Consider the following 18,658-nt stretch of genomic DNA (forward strand, 5'->3'; position numbering starts at 1 on the left):
TCCTCCTAGAAGATGCCGCGGGGCGTGTCGAACTGGGCGAGCACGCCGGGTGCGGCGACGATCGTGAGCTGGCCGAGCTCGTCGGGGCCGAGCTGCGGGAGCCGCTGGGCGACGTCGAGGAAGCGCTCGATCTCGGCCGCCTCGAGCACGCCGTCGGCGAGCGTGCGGAACTTCTCGACGTACTGCTCCCGGCCGAACGGCCGGGCGCCGAGCGGGTGCGCGTCGGCCACGGCGATCTCGTCCACGATGGTCGTGCCATCCGTCAGCGTGATCACGACGCGGCCGCCGAAGGCCTTCTCGGCGATGTCGAGCGAGTGGTAGCGGCGCGTCCACTCCGGGTCCTCGACCGTGGAGACCCGGCGCCACAGCTCCACGGTGTCGGGTCGGCCCGCGCGCTCGGGCGCGTACGAGTCGACGTGGTGCCAGGTGCCGTCCTGCAGGGCGACGGTGAAGATGTACGGGATCGAGTGGTCGAGCGTCTCACGCGAGGCCGTCGGGTCGTACTTCTGGGGGTCGTTCGCACCCGATCCGATCACGTAGTGCGTGTGGTGCGACGTGTGGATGACGACGCTCGCGATGCGCGACGGGTCGGCGACGAGCTCGGGGTGCTCGCGGTTGAGCTTGCGGGCGAGGTCGATCCAGGCCTGCGCCTGGTACTCGGCCGAGTGCTCCTTCGTGTAGGTGTCGAGGATGGCGCGCTTGGCCTCGCCCGCCTCGGGGAGCGGCACCTCGTAGGAGGCGTCCGGCCCGTCGAGGAGCCACGCGATGACGCCGTCCTCGCCCTCGTAGATCGGGACCGGGCTCGTCTGCCCGCGCATGGCACGGTCCACGGCCTCGACCGCCATCTTCCCGGCGAAGGCGGGAGCGTGCGCCTTCCAGGTCGAGATCTCGCCCTTGCGCGACTGCCGGGTCGCGGTCGTGGTGTGCAGCGCCTGGCCGACGGCCTGGAAGATCGTCTCGGGGTCGAGGCCGAGGAGCGTGCCGATGCCGGCGGCGGCCGACGGGCCGAGGTGGGCGACGTGGTCGATCTTGTGCTCGTGCAGCGAGATGGCCTTCACGAGGTCGACCTGGATCTCGTAGCCCGTCGCGATGCCGCGCACGACCTCGCGGCCCGTGAGGCCGCGCTGCGATGCGAGGTGCTGCGCGACCGCGACGATCGCGGGGATATTGTCGCCCGGGTGCGAGTACTCGGCGGCGAGGAAGGTGTCGTGGAAGTCGAGTTCGCGCACGGCGACCCCGTTCGCCCACGCCGCCCACTCCGGGCTCGTGCGGCGTGCCGGCTCGAGTCCGAACACGGTCGCGCCCTCGCCGCCGACCGACACCGGGTGCGCGGTGGCCTGCGAGCGGGCCGCGATGATCGGAGCGCGCGTGAGGGATGCCGCGGCGACCGAGGCGTTGTCGATGACGCGGTTGACGACCATCTCGGCGACCTCGTCGGTGACCTCGACGGGGTCGACGGCGACCTCGGCGATCTTCCAGGCGAGCTGGTCGGTGCGGGCGAGGTTCTCCTCGCTGCGGTGGACGCGCACGTGGTGGAGCTGCACGGTTCGGCCTTTCGGTTCGGTGTTCGCGGTGATCGGTTCAGGTCGCCTGCGGTCCCGGCGCGCGCCGAGGGCCGAGGACGGGAGCGGATGCCTCGCTCACGCGACGCTCGACCCGTCGTCGGTGCCGGGCGATGCCGCGACGTCGTCGTCGGGGGCGGTCGCGAGCGCGTTGGTGAGGCTGCGGTGCAGGTGCACGTGGGTGGCGTGCGAGGCCAGCTCGGCGTCGCCGGCGAGGATCGCGTCGACGATGAGCTCGTGCTCGCCGGCCGCGGCTCGGAGCCGCTCGGGGTTGTGCCGGGAGAGCCGGCGGATGCGCGCGGAGTGCAGCTGGACGCTGCGGAGCGCGGTGCCGAGGAACGGGTTCGCGGCCGCCTCGTCGATGGCCCGGTCGAGGTCGTCGACGATCTCGAAGTAGCGCGTGAGGCCGGCCTCGCCCTCGGCGAGGAGACGAGGCGCGTCGTGGAGCCGCTCGCGGATCGCGAGGAACGGGGCATCCGCTCGCCGTCTCGCCGCGAGCCCGGCCGCGCGCCCCTCGAGCGCCTCGCGGAGTTCGTAGAGCGCGACGATGTCGGCCCGCGAGATCGCGGTCACGATGGTGCCGCGCGCCGTCGGCTCGACGAGGCTGTCGGCCGCGAGCCGACGCAGCGCCTCGCGCACCGGCGTGCGGCTGACGCCGAGGCGCACCGACTGCTCGACCTCCTGGAGGACGGTGCCCGGGCCCAGCACGCCGTCGAGGATCTCGCCGCGGAGAGTGTCGTACGCCCGCTCACCTGCTCGCATGCGTTCCTCCCGTCTTCGTCGGCGACGACTCATGTATACACGGATGTCACTATTGCCGCAATCTTGGGCGATATTCCTCCGAATCAGCTGCGCGCTCTCGACGAGCAGACGTTTCGTGTATACATTGGTCGCAAGCCCGTGCCAGAGCCGGTACGGGCAGGACCGCACGTCCCGGGGGCCCGCACCGGTGCCGCCCGAAGATCGAGGACCCGACCGTGCAGACCGCCCTCGAGACGGCGCTCGGGCGGTAGCCGCATCATCCGCGGGACGTAGGACCCCACCCGCGGGGCATCCGGGCTGCCTATCCTCCTCGCATGGAGGCGACGACGCCGTCATCGATCCGCTGGGCTCCCATTCCGAAGGACGTCGCGGCGCTCCCGGTGCGCCCGAACCTCGTCGACTACGACGAAGCTCGCGCGTCGTTCACGTGGGACGAGGCGCGGCGCGGCCTGTCCGGCCTGCCGGGCGGCGGCGTCAACATCGCGCACGAGGCCGTCGGCCGGCACGCCACCGGGCCGCTCGCCGACCACGAGGCGCTGCGGTTCGTCCGCGCCGACGGCACGGTCCGATCGCTCACGTACGCGCAACTGGCACGCGAGGCGGCCAGGTTCGCCGGCGTGCTCGAGGGCCTCGGCGTCGACCGCGGCGAGCGCGTGTACTCGTTGCTCGGGCGCCGGCCCGAGCTGTACGCCGCCGTGCTCGGCACCCTGCAGCACGGCGCGGTCTTCTGCCCGCTGTTCTCGGCGTTCGGTCCCGAACCGGTGCGCCAACGCCTCCAGATCGGCTCCGGCGCGGTGCTCGTGACGACCCGGGCGCTCTACCGCAAGAAGGTCGCGCCGATCCGCGACGAGCTCCCCGCGCTCCGGCACGTGCTGCTGGTCGACGCGGACGGCGCTCCCGAGCCCGACACGCTGGACCTCGTCGCGCTCCTCACCGCGGCCCCCGACGACGCCCCGACGGCCGCGACAGGTCCGGAGGACTGGGCGCTGCTGCACTTCACGAGCGGCACCACCGGGAAGCCGAAGGGCGCGATGCACGTGCACGACGCCGTGACCGCGCACGTCGCCACGGGGCGCTTCGCGCTCGACCTGCACCCCGACGACGTGTACTGGTGCACCGCCGACCCCGGCTGGGTGACGGGCACCTCGTACGGCATCATCGCCCCGCTCGTGCACGGCGTGACCGCGATCGTCGACGAGGAGGAGATGGACGCCGACCGCTGGTACCGCATCCTCGCCGAGCAGGGCGTGACCGTCTGGTACACCGCGCCGACCGCGCTCCGCATGCTCATGAAGGCCGGTGCCGGGCGCGCGGCCGGCCACGACCTCTCGGCGCTCCGGTTCGTCGCGAGCGTTGGCGAGCCCCTCAACCCCGAGGTCGTCGTGTGGGGGCAGGAGGCGTTCGGCCTCCCGGTGCACGACAACTGGTGGCAGACCGAGACCGGCGGCATCATGATCTCGAACTACCCGGCCATGGAGATCCGGCCGGGCTCGATGGGCCGGCCGCTCCCGGGCATCGAGGCGGCGGTGCTCGTGCGCGATGAGACGGGTGCCCCCGTCATCCGCGACGGCGAGGCCGTCCGATGCGAGCCGGATGCCACGGGGGAACTCGCCCTGCGGCCGGGCTGGCCGTCGATGTTCCGCGGCTACCTCGACGAGGAGGCGCGCTACCGGAAGTGCTTCGCCGGCGGCTGGTACCTCACGGGCGACCTGGCCCGCCGCGACGCGGACGGGTACTTCTGGTTCGTGGGGCGCGGTGACGACGTCATAAAGTCCTCGGGGCACCTGATCGGCCCGTTCGAGGTCGAGAGCTGCCTCATGGAGCACGAGTCGGTCGCCGAGGTCGCCGCGATCGGCGTACCCGATCCGGTCGCCGGCGAGGTCGTGAAGGCGTTCGTCGAGCTGAAGCCGGGCCACGAGGCATCCGATGCCCTGCGCCTCGAGCTCATCGGCTTCGCCCGCAAGCGGCTCGGGCCCGCCGTCGCGCCCCGACTGCTCGACTTCGCGCCCGCGCTGCCGAAGACGCGGAGCGGCAAGATCCTGCGCCGCCTGCTCAAGGCCCGCGAGCTCGGCCTGCCCGAGGGCGACACCTCGACCCTGGAGGCCGGACGGTGACCCCGCCGATGACCGCAGAGGAGCGCGCCGCCCGGATCACGTCGCAGCCCGAGCGCGCGGTCGACCTGCTGCGCCAGATGGTGCGCGTGCGACGCCTCGAGGAGCGCTGCGTGGAGCTGTACTCGGCCTCGAAGATCCGCGGGTTCCTGCACGTCTACATCGGCGAGGAGGCGGTCGCCGCGGGCGTGATGTCGGTGCTGCGACCGGATGACGCGGTCGTCGCCACGTATCGCGAACACGGTCACGCGCTGCTGCGGGGCGTGCCGGCGACCGCGATCATGGCCGAGATGTACGGCCACGCCGAGGGCTGCTGCCGCGGACGCGGCGGGTCGATGCACCTGTTCGATGCCGGCACGCGCTTCTACGGCGGGAACGCCATCGTCGCCGGCGGGCTGCCCCTCGCGGTCGGCCTGGCGCTCGCCGACCGGATGCTCGGCCGCGACCGCGTGACCGTGTGCTTCTTCGGCGAGGGCGCGATGGCCGAGGGAGAGTTCCACGAGAGCCTCAACCTCGCCGCCCTCTGGGACCTGCCCGTGCTGTTCTGCTGCGAGAACAACCTCTACGCGATGGGCACCGCGCTCGAGCGGTCGGAGTCGCAGACCGACCTCGCGCTCAAGGCCGCCTCGTACGAGGTCGCCTCGTGGGCCGTCGACGGCATGGACGTGCTCGCCGTCGAGGAGTCGGCCCGTCGCGCGGTCGACGCGGTCCGGTCGGGCGGCGGCCCGCACTTCCTCGAGTTCCGGACCTACCGCTTCCGCGCGCACTCCATGTTCGATCCCGAACGGTACCGCGAGAAGGCGGAGGTCGAGCACTGGATGGAGCGCGACCCGATCGCGTCGCTGAAGGGCGAGATGGAGGCATCCGGCCATCTCGACCAGGCCGCGTGGGCCGAGCTCTCGCGCGATGTGGACGCCGAGGTCGACGCAGCCGTCGAGTTCGCCGAGGCCGGGACCCTCGAACCCGTTGCCGACCTGGCACGGTTCGTGCACAGCGAGCGGGGCGCGCCGTGAAGACCACGTACCGCGAGGCGATGCGCGCGGCCATGCGCGACGCGATGCAGCGCGACGAGCGCGTGTTCCTCATGGGCGAGGACGTGGGACGCTACGGCGGCGGCTTCGCCGTCAGCCTCGGCCTGCTCGAGGAGTTCGGTCCGCAGCGCATCCGCGACACTCCCCTGTCCGAAGCCGGGTTCGTGGGCGCGGGCATCGGCGCGGCGCTCGGCGGGATGCGACCGATCGTCGAGGTCATGACCGTCAACTTCAGCCTGCTCGCGCTCGACCAGATCGTGAACAACGCCGCCACCCTGCTGCACATGTCGGGAGGGCAGTTCAACGTGCCGCTCGTGATCCGCATGACGACGGGTGGGGGGCGCCAGCTCGCGGCGCAGCACTCGCACAGCCTCGAGGGCTGGCTGGCGCACATCCCGGGCCTGCGGGTCCTCGCCCCCGCCACGCTCGAGGACGCGCGCGGCATGCTCTGGACGGCGCTCGAGGACCCCGACCCCGTGCTGATCTTCGAGCACGGCTCGCTCTACAACATCTCCGGGGAGCTGGCGGATGATGCGGGTCCGCTCGACATCGACCACGCCGCCGTGCGCCGTGACGGTGCGGACATCTCGCTCATCACGTACGGCGGCACCCTGCCGACGGTGCTCGCGGCCGCGGACACGCTCGCCGCGTCCGGGATCGATGCAGAGGTGCTCGACCTGCGCTCGCTGCGCCCGCTCGACGACGCCGCGATCCTCGCGACCGTTGCGAAGACCCACCGGGCGGTCGTCGTCGACGAGGGATGGCGCAGTGGGAGCCTCTCGGCCGAGGTCAGCGCGCGCATCACGGAGTCGGCGTTCTACGACCTCGACGCGCCGGTCGGGCGGGTGTGCAGTGAGGAGGTGCCCGTCCCCTACGCGAAGCACCTCGAGGAGGCTGCGCTGCCGTCGGCGGAGCGCGTGGTCGCGGCCGCGCGGGCGGCCGTCGGCGCGGACGAGGCGGTGGCCGGACGTGCCTGAGCTGCGGATGCCGTCGCTCGGCGCCGACATGGAGCACGGCAAGGTCGTCGAGTGGCTCGTGAAGCCGGGCGAGTACGTGCATCGTGGCGACCTCGTCGCCGAAGTGGACACCGAGAAGACCGTGATGGAGATCGAGTCGTTCGAGGAGGGCGTCGTCGCCGAGTACCTCGTCGAACTCGGCGAGACCGTCCCGGTCGGAACGCCGATCGCACGGGTGACGGGGACGCCGGCGGATCTCCCGGTCGGGGTCGACGCACCCGGGGATGCGCTGGCGGCGGCCGCCGCCGAGGCCGAGCCGGCAGTCGAAGCCGGGCGGGTCGCCGAAGGCGCGCCGGCGCCCGATGCCCGGTTCCCGGCCGAGGCCGGGTCGGCGGCGACGCGCGCGATCCCGGACGCGGACGTCCCGGTCGGACATCCGCCCGTCGCCCCGCCGATCCGGCACCTGGCCCACCAGCTCGGTGTCGAGGTCGACGACCTGCACGGGAGCGGGCGGCACGGCGCCGTGACCCGGGCCGACGTGGAGGCTGCCGCCCAACGGCTGCGCGGGGCTTCCGGTCCGACTCCCGCGACGATCGCGACCGCCCTCCCGACGCCCGGGATCGGGGCGCCACGCGTGCGCTCGTCGCCCCGCGCCCGTCGACTCGCCGGGGAACTCGGCGTCGACCTCGCCGAGGTCGAGGGCACCGGTCCGGGTGGAGCCGTCACCGAGGCCGACCTTCGGCGCGACGCTGCGGCGCGCCCAGCCCCGGCGGATGGGGCCGAGCCCGCGGCGCGCGCGAAGGACGACTCGACGCGCGCGGAGCGAGGCGGGCCTCGGCGACGCCCGCCGGAATCGGACGGCGCGAGCGAGACGCGAGCGGCGTCCGTCACGTCGAGCGCCGGCGAGCGCGTCGCCGGCCTCCGACGGGCGATCGGCGCGCTGATGTCGCGTTCGAAGCGCGAGATCCCGCACTACTACCTCAGCACGAGCATCGACCTCGGCGCGGCCCTCGACTGGATGCGCGAGGCGAACGCCGGACGTCCGATCGCCGAGCGCCTCGTCCCGGCAGCGCTGCTCCTGGCGGCGAGCGCACGTGCCGCGCGCGACGTACCCGAGATGAACGGGTTCTTCGTCGACGGCGAGTTCCGGAGGAGCGAGGCCGTGCACCTGGGCGTCGCCGTCGCGCTGCGCGGCGGCGGGCTCGTGGCTCCCGCGATCCACGATGCCGACCGCCTCGCCCCGAACGAGGTGATGGCCGCGCTGCGCGACCTGGTCGGACGAGCGCGGGCCGGTCGACTGCGACGAGACGAGATGGCCGACCCGACGATCACGGTCACGAACCTCGGCGAACTCGGCGTCGAGTCGGTCTTCGGCGTGATCTACGCACCGCAGGTGGCGCTGGTCGGGTTCGGGCGCGTGGTCGAGCGGCCGTGGGCGCAGAACGGGCTGCTCGGGGTCCGCCCCATCGTCACGGCGACGCTCTCTGCCGACCATCGCGTGAGCGACGGCCTCCGGGGCGGTCGCTTCCTCGCCCGCGTCGACGAACTGCTGCAGAAACCGGAGGAACTGTGAACGAGACCGATGCGCGGGCCGCCGTGTTCGCCGCCCTCCACGAGATCGCTCCCGACGTCGAGCCCGACGACCTCGATCCGGGCGCGAGGTTGCGCCAGGACCTGGAACTCGATTCCCTCGACTTCCTCCGGGTGCTGGAGGTCCTGGCCGGGTCGACGGGCGTGTCGACGCCCGAGGACGACTACCGGGACCTCACGACCGTGCGTTCGCTCATCGACTACATCGCTGCTCGAGGCTGACCTGCGTCCGGGCTCCCACACCGGTCGCGAACGTCGGTGCACGCGACCGAACGTTCGCGGCATCGACGACCGCGAGGCCGGTCAATCCGCCCATCCCGGCGGCCCCGCGCGCGCAGACGCCGAGGCGCGCATCGCACCGTGCCGGACGACGACCGAGACGACGGCGACGGGTCCGTCAGCACGGCACTCGATCACCGTCGCACCGTTCCGCTGCGCGAGTTCCCCGGCCAGCACGCACGGCTCCCCGGCGACCGCGCCGCTCAACGCATCCGCGGCGGCGAGCGCCGAGGCATCGGCGGCGTTCGCGGCCTCCTGCGCGGCGATCGACGCTCCCAGGACCCAGATCACCGCCACGGCCAGCAGTACGACGGCTCCGACGACGCCCACCGCCGCGACGGTCGCCGCGCCCGCGTCGCCGACGATCTTCCGGCCACGGTGCGGGGTGCCGGCGCAGCGGTCGCTCACAGTCCGCCCCGCATCGCGCACGACTCCGCCGTCAGTTCGACCGCCGCGAGCACTCCTCCGAGTCCGGCCGACAGCGTCGCGCAGACGACAGCGCCCTCCTCGCCGACCACGAGGCTCGCGGTGCCGACGTGCCGCCCCGCGATCCCGGCCGCGATCTCGGCCGTCTCGCCGCGGCCGAGCGCTCGAGCGGCATCCGCCGCGGCGTCCGCGAGTCGGACCTGCAGGGCGACCGCATGCACCGACGCGAGCACCGCGGCGAGCACGAGCGCGATCGCGGGCAGCGCGACGGCGAACTCCGCCGTCACGCTGCCCTGCTCGGCCTCAGCCGACCGTGAGCGCATTCCGCACGAGGTCGGTGAGGATGCCGCGGACCTCGTCGCCACGGAGGATGACGACGAGCAACCCGGCGAACCCGACGGCCGCCATCGTCGCGACGGCGTACTCCGCGGTCGCGGCGCCGCGCTCACCTGCGAGGCGCCGAGCGACCGATGCGAGGCGACGGCGGCGGAAGCCGGATCGGGGGCCGAGTCCGCGGACGGAACGGGCTGCGGGTGGTGTCGGGTGCATGCGGTTCTCCTTCTCTCTGCCGCACGGCGCGGCGACGGTGGCACGAGTCGGGTCGTCGTCACGACGCACCGCCGAGGGTGCCCGTGACGACGGAGATCATGAGCGGGACGACGCCGAGCAGGACGAACGCCGGCAGCACGCAGCAGCCGAGCGGGAGCATCAGTCGCACGCCGAGGCGAGCGGCTCGTGCAGCGCCCTCGGCGCGAGCCGCGCCCCGGAGCCCGGCCGCCTCGGCACGGAGCAGGTCGGCGACCGGCGCGCCGGCCCGCTCGGCGAGGGCGACCACGGATCGCGCAGAACCTGGTCGAGGCGAGGCGGCCAGGTGGCGCGCGAGCGCCTCGTGCGCGATCCGCTCGGCTCGGGCGACCGATGCGCCGCCCGACAGCGCCATGGCGATCAGTTCGAGTTCGAGCCCGGCGTCCGGGTGCTCGACGGCGGCTCGCCGCACGAGGACCCGATTCCAGCGCGAGCCACCCCAGAGCAGCCCGGAACCCCCGACGACGCAGGCCGCTCCGACCGGACCGCCGACCAGGACGCCGATCGTGTCGAATCCGAGCAGGGCGCCGAAGGCGACGGCGATCAGGGGCAGCGCCGCGACGAGTCGCGCGCTGGCGGCCGGGCCGGCGAGGAGCGCGGCTGCCTCCCGGCGCAGTTGCGCCTCGTCGCGCAGGGTTGCGGCGAGCATCGAGAGACAGCGCGCGAGGGGCGCACCCGAGGCATCCGCCACCGCCCACGCCGCGGCGAGCACGTCCCATGCGGCGGCCGCCCGAGGGTTGGAGGTGCGTGCCTTCGCGACGGCCGCGGCGATCGGCCCCCCGTCGGCCGCCGCTCGAGCCGCGCCGGCGATCACGGCCGCGTCGGCGTCCGCGGCCGGGTCCGGACGCGTGCGGCCGGCTCCCGCATCCGTCGGCACGTCGAGCGCGGCCCACGCCGTCGCCGGAGCGAGCCCGGCCGACAGCAGCGCTGCGAGTCGCTCCGCGATCCCCGCCACCCGGTCGGGTCCGGTCGATGCATCCGCGGACCGCGGTCGGAGCCGCGCGGCGATGGGCGGCGTCTCCCCACGGCTCAGCACCCCTCCACCTCCAACCGGTCGCCGTGGAGCCGGAACTCGCCGATCCCCTCGATCCGACGACGACCGTCGATCCGCGCAAGGTGCACGACGAGGTCGAATGCGCTCACCGCCTGGCGCGCGACGGCCTCGGTCGACATGCCGGCGGTGGCACCGAGCGCCTCGAGCCGTGCGGGCACGTCGGAGAGCGAGTTCGCGTGCAGCGTGCCGGCGCCGCCGTCGTGGCCGGTGTTCAACGCCGCCAGCAGGTCGCGCAACTCGGGGCCGCGGCACTCCCCGACGACCAGCCGGTCGGGTCGCATGCGCAACGCCTCGCGCAACAGCACGTCGAGTCCGATCCGCCCCGTCCCCTCGAGGTTCGCCTGCCTCGCCTCGAGCGAGACCACGTGCGGGTGCGCCGGCCTCAGCTCCGACACGTCTTCGAGCAGCACGATGCGATCCCCGGCCGGGGCCTCGCCGAGGAGGGCGCCGAGCAGCGTGGTCTTGCCGGTGCCGCCCGCGCCCGTGATCAACAGGTTGCGGCGGGCGCGCACCGCGTCGCGGAGTCGACGTTCCTGCTGGGGATCGAGCATCCCCGACCGGCTGAGGTCGCTGAGGCTCGCTCCGCCGGCCCGCGGCACCCGGACGGAGAGCAGCGTGCCCGAGCCCGACACCGGGGGCAGCACGGCGTGAATGCGGATGCCCTCTCCGAGCCTGACGTCGACGGCGGGCGTGGCCTCGTCGATGTGGCGGCCGCCGCGAGCGACGAGGTGCACGGCGAGCGCCCGAACCTCGGCCTCGCCGGCGCTCCATCCGGCGTGGCGCTCCGCCCCGCTCCCTCGATCGACCCACAACCCGTGCTCGCCGTTCACGAACAGGTCGGTCACGTCGTCGTCGGCCGCGTACGGCGCGAGCGGGCCGAGCACGGCGACGTCGGGTCGGATGCCCCGGGCGGCGTCGGAGGCCGCCCGGGCCGCCGTCGGATGCCGCACGCCGGTGACGTCGTGAGCATGCGCCCCCCGCTCGACGCCGGGCGGCGCCCACTCGGGCGCGGCATCGGCCTCCCATGATGGGACGGCGACGAATGGGGCGGACATGCGGTCGACGCTAGGCGCGCACCGATGGGCCGCCGCGACGAAGGCGTCCGGAAACGAGACGAGCTCCCCACCACGCCGTTGTGGAGGAGAGCTCGTGCGGTCGGCATCGGCGACGCCGCGTTAAAAGAAGGGGGCGGCACCCATTGGGGGGAACAGGTGCCGCCTCGGCAGCGAACGGATTGGGGGGAATCGCGAACGCTGCAGGCCTCGAATCGAAGTCGTTCGGGCGTACATCAGTGTATGGGCTTGAGATCCATGCGCAAGTACTTTCTGTCCTCATTTGTGCGGACGCACAGAATTCTCTGCGAGATCCTCCAGTCACTGAGAGGATGTCGACGGAAATCGACGGTGGAACCCGCCGAGCACGACGGTTTCCGCACCGGATCGGGGACGGAAGCCCAGACCTCGGGTGTCACGGGGCGGATGCCGTCCGACCGTCGCGCCCCCTCGCGCCTGCCCAGCGTATGCCCGCCGGCGCGCTCCGCACGCGACACACGCAGCGAAACATCGGGGTGCGGGCGCTATGGTGCTGTGTGGGGCAGGCGACCCGTCATCTGAATACTTCGCGAAGGAGCGATCGCACCACTATGAACGCGCAGATCGATCACGCGCTCGAGGAGATCCGGCGCTTCCGCCCGAGTCCCGAGTTCGCCGCCCAGGCCGTCGCCGACGAGGGCCTCTACGATGCCGCTCGCGCCGACCGGCTCGAGTTCTGGGCCGACCAGGCCCGCACGCTGCTCCAGTGGGAGAAGCCCTTCACCCGCACGCTCGACTGGTCGAACCCGCCGTTCGCGAAGTGGTTCGACGACGGCGAGCTGAACGTCGCCGTCAACTGCCTCGACCGCCACGTCGAGAACGGCCTCGGCGACCGGGTGGCCCTGCACTGGGAGGGCGAGCCGGGCGACTCCCGCGACATCACGTACGCCGAGCTGACCGACGAGGTCAAGCGTGCGGCGAACACCCTCGCCGACCTCGGCGTCAGCGAAGGCGACCGCGTCGCCATCTACCTTCCGATGATCCCCGAGGCCGTCGTGTCGATGCTCGCCGTGGCGCGCCTCGGCGCCATCCACTCGGTCGTCTTCGGCGGATTCAGCGCCGACAGCCTCGCGTCGCGCATCGACGACGCCGAGGCATCCGTCGTCATCACCGCCGACGGCGGGTACCGCAAGGGCCGCGTGTTCCCGCTGAAGCCGGTCGTCGACGAGGCGCTGGAGAAGTCCGCGGGCAGCGTCCGGAACGTGCTCGTCGTCCGCCGCGGCGAGAACGAGGTCGACTGGAACGCCGACCGCGACGTGTGGTGGCACGAGAGCGTCGCGACCGCGTCGAACGAGCACGAGGCGCAGGCCTTCGAGGCGGAGCACCCGCTCTTCATCCTCTACACCTCGGGCACGACCGGGAAGCCGAAGGGCATCCTGCACACCTCGGGCGGCTACCTCACGCAGGCGGCGTTCACGCACCGGAACGTGTTCGACCTCCACCCCGAGCGCGACGTGTACTGGTGCACGGCCGACGTCGGCTGGATCACCGGGCACTCCTACGTCGTCTACGGCCCGCTCGCGAACGGCGCCACCCAGGTGCTCTACGAGGGCACGCCCGACACGCCGCACCCCGGCCGCTGGTGGGAGATCGTCGAGAAGTACGGCGTCACGATCCTGTACACGGCGCCGACCGCCATCCGCTCGTTCATGAAGCTCGGCCGCCAGATCCCGCACGAGTTCAACCTGCGCACCCTCCGCCTCCTCGGCTCGGTCGGCGAGCCGATCAACCCCGAGGCCTGGATCTGGTACCGCCACGTCATCGGCGGCGGCTCGATCCCGGTCGTCGATACGTGGTGGCAGACCGAGACGGGCGCGATCATGATCTCGGCGCTGCCCGGGGTCACCGACCTGAAGCCGGGCTCGGCGCAGGTGCCCGTGCCCGGCATCTCGATCGACATCCTCGACGACGACGGCACGGCCGTCGAAGGCGAGGGCGGAGGCCTGCTCGTCGCCACCGAGCCGTGGCCGTCGATGCTGCGGGGCATCTGGGGCGACCCTGAGCGCTTCAAGGAGACGTACTGGGAGAAGTTCGGCGACAAGTACTTCGCCGGCGACGGCGCGCGCCGCGACGAGGACGGCGACATCTGGCTGCTCGGCCGCGTCGACGACGTCATGAACGTCTCGGGCCACCGCCTGTCGACCGCCGAGATCGAGTCGTCGCTCGTCGCGCACCCGTGGACCGCCGAGGCCGCCGTCGTGGGTGCCTCCGACGAGACCACGGGCCAGGCCGTCGTCGCGTTCGTGATCCTCAAGGCCAGCCAGGTCTCGCACGTGACCGACCCGTTCGAGGCGAGCGAGGAGCTCCGCAAGCACGTCGCGACCCAGATCGGTGCAATCGCCCGCCCGCGCCAGGTCTTCATCGTCAACGAGCTGCCGAAGACGCGCTCCGGCAAGATCATGCGGCGACTGCTTCGCGACCTCGCCGAGGGCCGCGAGGTCGGCGACACGACGACCCTCGCCGACACCTCGATCATGGAGGTCATCAGCGCCCAGGTGCGCTGACCCGATCGAACGGCGGATGCCGCGGCCGGGGTTCCGGCCACGGCATCCGTCGTCGCAGGGGCGCCGTGCCGGCCCCGGGCCCCGAGGCGGGCGGCGACCCGCTATGCGAACTCGACGACGAGCTCCACCTCGACGGGTGCGTCGAGCGGGAGCACCGCGACGCCGACCGCCGAACGCGCGTGACGGCCGGCATCTCCGAAGACCTCGCCGATGAACTCCGACGCGCCGTTGACGACGCCGGGCTGACCGGCGAAGGCGGGGTCGGATGCCACGAACCCGACGACCTTGACGACGCGGGTGACGCGCTCCAGCGAGCCGAGCTCCGCCTTCACCGCGGCGAGGGCGTTCAGCGCGCAGAGGCGCGCGTACCCCTTCGCGTCGTCGGCCGGCACGAGACCGTGGCCCTCGCCGACCTTGCCGGTCGCCGGCAGCGCGCCCGCGACGAACGGGAGCTGGCCCGAGGTGAAGACGAGGTTGCCCGTCACGACGGCGGGCACGTAGGCGGCCACCGGCGCCGCCACGGCCGGCAGCTCGACGCCGAGCTCGGCCAGGCGGTCCTCGACGGCGCCCATCAGGCGTCGCCCTCGAACTGCTTGGCGGCCTGCGCGGCCGCGGCCTGGCCGGCGGATGCCGCAACCGACGACTCCCCGCCGACGGGACGCTTCAGGTAGGCGACGAGCCCACCCTCGGGACCCTGCACGACCTGCACCAGTTCCCAGCCTTCCGACCCCCAGTTGTTCAGGATCGCGGCGGTGTTGTGGATGAGCAGCGGGGTGGTGATGTACTCCCATGCGGGCATGGCGTCTCCTCGGTGTCGGAACGGGCGGCTATCCTGAGGCTCGAGCCGGCCGTGGGCGCTGCGGCCCCTCGGCATGCCGGATTTTGCCAGCCTTCCTCAGTTAGGCTCCACTCTATGTCTGCCCAAAATCGAACGATGAGCGATGCCGCCGCGGGAATCCTCGGCTTCGTCGGCATGAGCGCACTCGCCGGCGTGCTGGTCACCGCCGCGGTCACCCCTGCGCTCGCCGTCACGGGCATGGCCGCGAACAACAGCATCAACATGTTCGAGAACCTCCCGGGGTATCTCGAGATCGACGACCTCTCGCAGAAGTCGACGATCTACGCCATGGTGGACGGCCGTCCGTCCGAGATGGCCAGCTTCTACGACGAGAACCGCGAAGAGGTCGCGTGGGACTACATCTCCCAGTACCTCAAGGACGCGGCCGTCGCCGGTGAGGACCCCCGCTTCTACTCGCACGGCGGGGTCGACATCCAGGGCACGGTGCGCGGCGCGCTGAGCACGGTCATCGGCCAGGACACGCAGGGCGGATCGTCGATCACCCAGCAGTACGTGAAGAACGTGCTGATCAACAACGGCGTCTCCGAGGCGACGACCGAGGAGGAGAAGCAGGCCGCGTACGACGCGGCGACCGAGGTCAGCGCCGAGCGCAAGCTCAAGGAGATCCGGTACGCGATCGCGCTCGAGAAGAAGTCCTCCAAGGACGACATCCTCCGCGGCTACCTCAACATCGCGCACTTCGGCGGACGCGTGTACGGCGTGCAGGCGGCCGCACAGTACTACTTCGGGACGAACGCCCGCGACCTGACGCTCGCGCAGGCCGCGAGCCTCATCGCGATCGTGAACAACCCGGAGAAGTTCCGCCTCGACTACCCCGACAGCGAGTCCAACGGCACGAACTCGGTCGACCCCGCCGGCAACCCGACGCCGTACGCGGCGAACAAGGACCGTCGCGACTACATCCTCCAGGAGATGCTCGACGAGAAGAAGATCACCCAGGAGGAGCACGACGCCGCCGTCGCCGAGCCCGTCGCACCTGCGATCACCGAGCCGAGCACGGGCTGCTCGACGGCGCGCGGCTACGCCTTCTTCTGCGACTACGTCACGTGGGAGATCAAGAACAAGTTCGACGACCCCGAGACCACCGACGTGAACGAGGGGCGCCAGCTGCTCCAGACGGGCGGCCTCGACATCTACACGACCATCGACCTCACGCTGCAGAACGAGGCGATCGGCGCGCTCAACGACAACGTGCCGAAGGTGGCCGACGGCGTCGACATCGGCGGTACCGTCGTCAGCGTCGAGGTCGGGACCGGTCGCATCCTCGCGATGGCGCAGAACAAGGACTACTCCGCCGACCCCACGGTCCTCGAGAGCGGTCGCAACTACACCGCGGTGAACTACAACACCGACATCGACTACGGCGGCTCGAGCGGGTTCCAGCCCGGTTCGACGTACAAGGTCTTCACCCTGGCCGAGTGGCTGAAGGAGGGACACGCGCTCAACGAGGCGGTCGACGCCCGCTTCCGCGAAAACTGGGGTTCGTTCAACAACAGCTGCGAAGGCACCATGAGCGGCGACGGATGGGGCCCCAAGAACGACGACTTCAGCCCCGGCGGATACTGGACCGCCGTCGAGAACACGATGAACTCGTACAACACCGGCTTCGTGGCGATGGCCAAGGAGCTCGATCTCTGCGGCATCGCGAAGACCGCCGAGGCGCTCGGGGTCCACCGTGCGGACTACGATCCGCTCTCGCAGTTCCCCTCGGCCGTGCTCGGCACGAACGAGGTCGCCCCCCTCTCGATGGCCACGGCATTCGCGGGCATCGCGGGCGCCGGCAAGTCGTGCTCGCCGATCGCCATCGACAAGATCACCAAGCAGGACGGAACCGAGATCGAGCCGCCGAAGTCCGAGTGCACGCAGGCCCTCACCCCCGAGGTCGCGGCCGGCACGGCCTACGCGATGCAGAAGACCATCGAGGGCGGAACCGCCGCGGCGTCGGGTGGCAACACCTACCCGTGGGTCCCGATGATCGGCAAGACGGGTACGACCGACAACGCCGAGGCGACGTGGATGAGCGGGGCCTCGACCAAGGTCGCGACGGTCGTGGGCGTCTTCAACGTCACGGGTCACGTGAACCTCCGGGACACGTACTTCGATGCGGGCCAGGCTGCCTCCCTGCGTCACCAGATCTGGCCGCGCGTCATGTCGGTGGCCAATGCCCGCTACGGCGGCGGAGACTTCGCGGACCCGCCCTCGTCGATGATGAACGCGCCGCAGGTCTCGGTGCCGGATGTGCTCGGTCTCTCGCCCGAGGAGGCGCAGGGCGCCCTGGAGTCGGCCGGATTCGGCTGGCGGATGGACGGCGAAGTGGATTCCGACAGGCCGAAGGGCACGATCGGAGCCCAGTCGCCCTCCGGTGCGGCGAGTCGCGGTGCGGTCATCAGCCTCCAGGTCAGCCGGGGCAACCTCTCGGGCCTCCCGAACGTCGTCGGCATGACCGCAGACGAGGCGGAGAACACCTTGAAGGACGCCGGCTTCAAGGTCAACCGACAGGAACAGGACGTCACCGATCCGGCCCAGGACGGCATCGTGATCAGCCAGTCCCCGGACTCCGGCAGCGCCGTGAAGTCGGGCGACAGGGTCCAGATCGTGGTCGGCAAACTCTCGACCAGCCCCGGCGGCGGCCCTGGCGTCGGAGGAGACGCCCCCGGCCAAGGCAACTGATGGGTCGTGGCCTGACGCCCGTCGCGCGGATCGCTCTCGCGGTCGGCGCGGCGGGCGCTGCCGCGCTCGCCTGGGGTTCCCTCATCGAACGTCGTCGGTTCACGCTCCGACGCGTCGAGATCCCGGTGCTGCCCGCGGGATCCGATCCGATCCGGGTGCTCCACATCTCCGACCTGCACATGGCGCCCTGGCAGCGCGACAAGCAGGAGTGGATCGCGTCGCTGGCCGACCTCCGACCGGACCTGGTGATCGACACCGGGGACAACCTCGGACATCGCCGAGGGCTCGAGGGCGTCCGCCGGGCGCTCGCGCCGTTCCGCGATGTGCCCGGCGTCTTCGTCAACGGATCCAACGACTACTTCGGCCCGGTCCTGAAGAACCCGTTCACGTACTTCGGCGGCCCTTCCGGCATCGTCAGGCGAGCCGAGCCCCTCGACATCGATGCGCTCCACGCCTTCTTCCACGAGCTCGGCTGGCTCGATCTGGACAACGCGGCGGCCTCGCTCGAGGTCAACGGCACGCATCTCGAGTTCTTCGGCGTCGATGATCCGCATCGCGGGTTCGACCGCCTCGAGGTCGTCGCGGCCGCGATCGACGACCTGCGCGCCGGCGACTCCTACGGAGACGACGACTGGCCGGATCGAGAGGTCGGCGCGGCCCTGCGCCCTGCCGTGACCATCGGCGTCACGCACGCGCCGTACCGGCGCGTGCTGAACTCGTTCGTCAACCACGGCGCGCAGCTGCTCGTCGCAGGCCATACCCACGGCGGACAGGTCTGCGTACCAGGCTTCGGCGCCCTCGTCACCAACTGCGACATCCCGCGCGCGCAGGCGAGCGGGCTGAGTGTCTGGCGTCACGGCCTGCGCAGCGCCTTCCTCAACGTCTCCGCCGGGCTCGGCACCTCGATCACGGCACCGGTCCGGTTCGCGTGTCCGCCCGAGGCGACGCTGATGACGCTCGTCGCGAGCACGTGATGCCGCCCGCGTCGGTTCGCGACGATGGCGGGTGGTCAGGAGCACGCTGAATCTCGGCTATGCTGGTTGAGGCCTTCGGGCCCCCGGGGTGTGGCGCAGCTTGGTAGCGCGCTTCGTTCGGGACGAAGAGGTCGCAGGTTCAAATCCTGTCACCCCGACCGGGAGATCGGTGCCGCATCGCGGCCCGGGAGTTCGAGCCCCCTC

17 protein-coding genes and 1 tRNA gene are annotated in these 18,658 nt (G+C 71.9%); 9 read left to right on the top strand and 9 right to left on the bottom strand.

The window, feature by feature from the left end; translation table 11 throughout:
* Positions 1-5: 5 nt before the first annotated feature.
* On the bottom strand, positions 6-1,544 hold the full coding sequence (locus ACSJD1_RS11535; RefSeq protein WP_438855443.1) for an MmgE/PrpD family protein: 1,539 nt from the start codon (positions 1,542-1,544) through the stop codon (positions 6-8).
* A gap of 96 nt (positions 1,545-1,640) precedes the next feature.
* Complete coding sequence (locus tag ACSJD1_RS11540; RefSeq protein WP_438855444.1) at positions 1,641-2,324, bottom strand: GntR family transcriptional regulator; 684 nt, start codon at positions 2,322-2,324, stop codon at positions 1,641-1,643.
* A 314-nt stretch (positions 2,325-2,638) separates the two neighbouring features.
* Between ACSJD1_RS11540 and acsA the strand changes: the two genes are divergently transcribed.
* The 5 genes from acsA to ACSJD1_RS11565 are packed head-to-tail and all read left to right on the top strand — an operon-like array spanning position 2,639 to position 8,234.
* Positions 2,639-4,438 (top strand): acetate--CoA ligase, encoded by a 1,800-nt coding sequence (acsA, locus tag ACSJD1_RS11545; RefSeq protein WP_438855445.1) that lies wholly within the window; start codon positions 2,639-2,641, stop codon positions 4,436-4,438.
* 8 nt (positions 4,439-4,446) lie between these two features.
* Complete coding sequence (gene pdhA, locus ACSJD1_RS11550; protein ID WP_438855446.1) at positions 4,447-5,448, top strand: pyruvate dehydrogenase (acetyl-transferring) E1 component subunit alpha; 1,002 nt, start codon at positions 4,447-4,449, stop codon at positions 5,446-5,448.
* Entirely contained in the window at positions 5,445-6,443 is a 999-nt protein-coding gene (locus ACSJD1_RS11555) for an alpha-ketoacid dehydrogenase subunit beta (RefSeq protein WP_438855447.1), read from the top strand. Before pdhA ends, ACSJD1_RS11555 begins: the two co-directional genes overlap by 4 nt.
* Positions 6,436-7,995: a 2-oxo acid dehydrogenase subunit E2 gene (locus tag ACSJD1_RS11560; RefSeq protein WP_438855448.1), complete on the top strand. Its 1,560-nt coding sequence runs from the start codon at positions 6,436-6,438 to the stop codon at positions 7,993-7,995. Before ACSJD1_RS11555 ends, ACSJD1_RS11560 begins: the two co-directional genes overlap by 8 nt.
* Positions 7,992-8,234, top strand: a complete 243-nt coding sequence (locus ACSJD1_RS11565) for an acyl carrier protein (RefSeq protein WP_438855449.1) — start codon at positions 7,992-7,994, stop codon at positions 8,232-8,234. Before ACSJD1_RS11560 ends, ACSJD1_RS11565 begins: the two co-directional genes overlap by 4 nt.
* Before the next feature lie 81 nt (positions 8,235-8,315).
* On the opposite strand, the gene ACSJD1_RS11570 is transcribed toward ACSJD1_RS11565, so the two are convergent.
* The 5 genes from ACSJD1_RS11570 to ACSJD1_RS11590 are packed head-to-tail and all read right to left on the bottom strand — an operon-like array spanning position 8,316 to position 11,411.
* Positions 8,316-8,699 carry an Rv3654c family TadE-like protein gene (locus ACSJD1_RS11570; protein WP_438855450.1) on the bottom strand — a complete coding sequence of 128 codons (384 nt, stop codon included), beginning with the start codon at positions 8,697-8,699 and terminating at the stop codon, positions 8,316-8,318.
* Positions 8,696-9,004: a TadE family type IV pilus minor pilin gene (locus tag ACSJD1_RS11575; RefSeq protein ID WP_438855451.1), complete on the bottom strand. Its 309-nt coding sequence runs from the start codon at positions 9,002-9,004 to the stop codon at positions 8,696-8,698. Before ACSJD1_RS11575 ends, ACSJD1_RS11570 begins: the two co-directional genes overlap by 4 nt.
* Before the next feature lie 16 nt (positions 9,005-9,020).
* Entirely contained in the window at positions 9,021-9,266 is a 246-nt protein-coding gene (locus ACSJD1_RS11580; RefSeq protein WP_438855452.1) for a DUF4244 domain-containing protein, read from the bottom strand.
* Between the two features lie 58 nt (positions 9,267-9,324).
* Entirely contained in the window at positions 9,325-10,338 is a 1,014-nt protein-coding gene (locus tag ACSJD1_RS11585; RefSeq protein WP_438855453.1) for a type II secretion system F family protein, read from the bottom strand.
* Positions 10,332-11,411, bottom strand: coding sequence for a TadA family conjugal transfer-associated ATPase (locus tag ACSJD1_RS11590; protein ID WP_438855454.1), 1,080 nt, complete (start codon positions 11,409-11,411; stop codon positions 10,332-10,334). Before ACSJD1_RS11590 ends, ACSJD1_RS11585 begins: the two co-directional genes overlap by 7 nt.
* Positions 11,412-11,998: 587 nt before the next feature.
* Here ACSJD1_RS11590 and acs point away from each other — a divergent pair.
* Positions 11,999-13,951, top strand: coding sequence for an acetate--CoA ligase (gene acs, locus ACSJD1_RS11595; RefSeq protein WP_438855455.1), 1,953 nt, complete (start codon positions 11,999-12,001; stop codon positions 13,949-13,951).
* A gap of 101 nt (positions 13,952-14,052) precedes the next feature.
* Here acs and ACSJD1_RS11600 read toward each other — a convergent pair whose 3' ends face one another.
* Together ACSJD1_RS11600 and ACSJD1_RS11605 are read right to left on the bottom strand one after the other, a co-directional pair.
* Positions 14,053-14,523, bottom strand: a complete 471-nt coding sequence (locus ACSJD1_RS11600; protein WP_438855456.1) for a RidA family protein — start codon at positions 14,521-14,523, stop codon at positions 14,053-14,055.
* Complete coding sequence (locus ACSJD1_RS11605; RefSeq protein WP_155052648.1) at positions 14,523-14,750, bottom strand: DUF4177 domain-containing protein; 228 nt, start codon at positions 14,748-14,750, stop codon at positions 14,523-14,525. Before ACSJD1_RS11605 ends, ACSJD1_RS11600 begins: the two co-directional genes overlap by 1 nt.
* 135 nt (positions 14,751-14,885) lie before the next feature.
* Between ACSJD1_RS11605 and ACSJD1_RS11610 the strand changes: the two genes are divergently transcribed.
* From ACSJD1_RS11610 to ACSJD1_RS11620, 3 genes are all read left to right on the top strand, one after another.
* Positions 14,886-17,480: a transglycosylase domain-containing protein gene (locus ACSJD1_RS11610; protein WP_438855457.1), complete on the top strand. Its 2,595-nt coding sequence runs from the start codon at positions 14,886-14,888 to the stop codon at positions 17,478-17,480.
* The gene (locus tag ACSJD1_RS11615) at positions 17,480-18,454 is read left to right on the top strand and encodes a metallophosphoesterase (protein WP_438855458.1); all 975 of its coding nucleotides are present in this window, start codon (positions 17,480-17,482) and stop codon (positions 18,452-18,454) included. The genes ACSJD1_RS11610 and ACSJD1_RS11615 overlap by 1 nt, the downstream gene beginning before the upstream one ends.
* A gap of 84 nt (positions 18,455-18,538) precedes the next feature.
* Positions 18,539-18,612 (top strand) — tRNA-Pro (locus tag ACSJD1_RS11620).
* Positions 18,613-18,658 lie beyond the last annotated feature (46 nt).

Source organism: Agromyces excoecariae (genome assembly GCF_051715505.1).
GTDB lineage: Bacteria > Actinomycetota > Actinomycetes > Actinomycetales > Microbacteriaceae > Agromyces.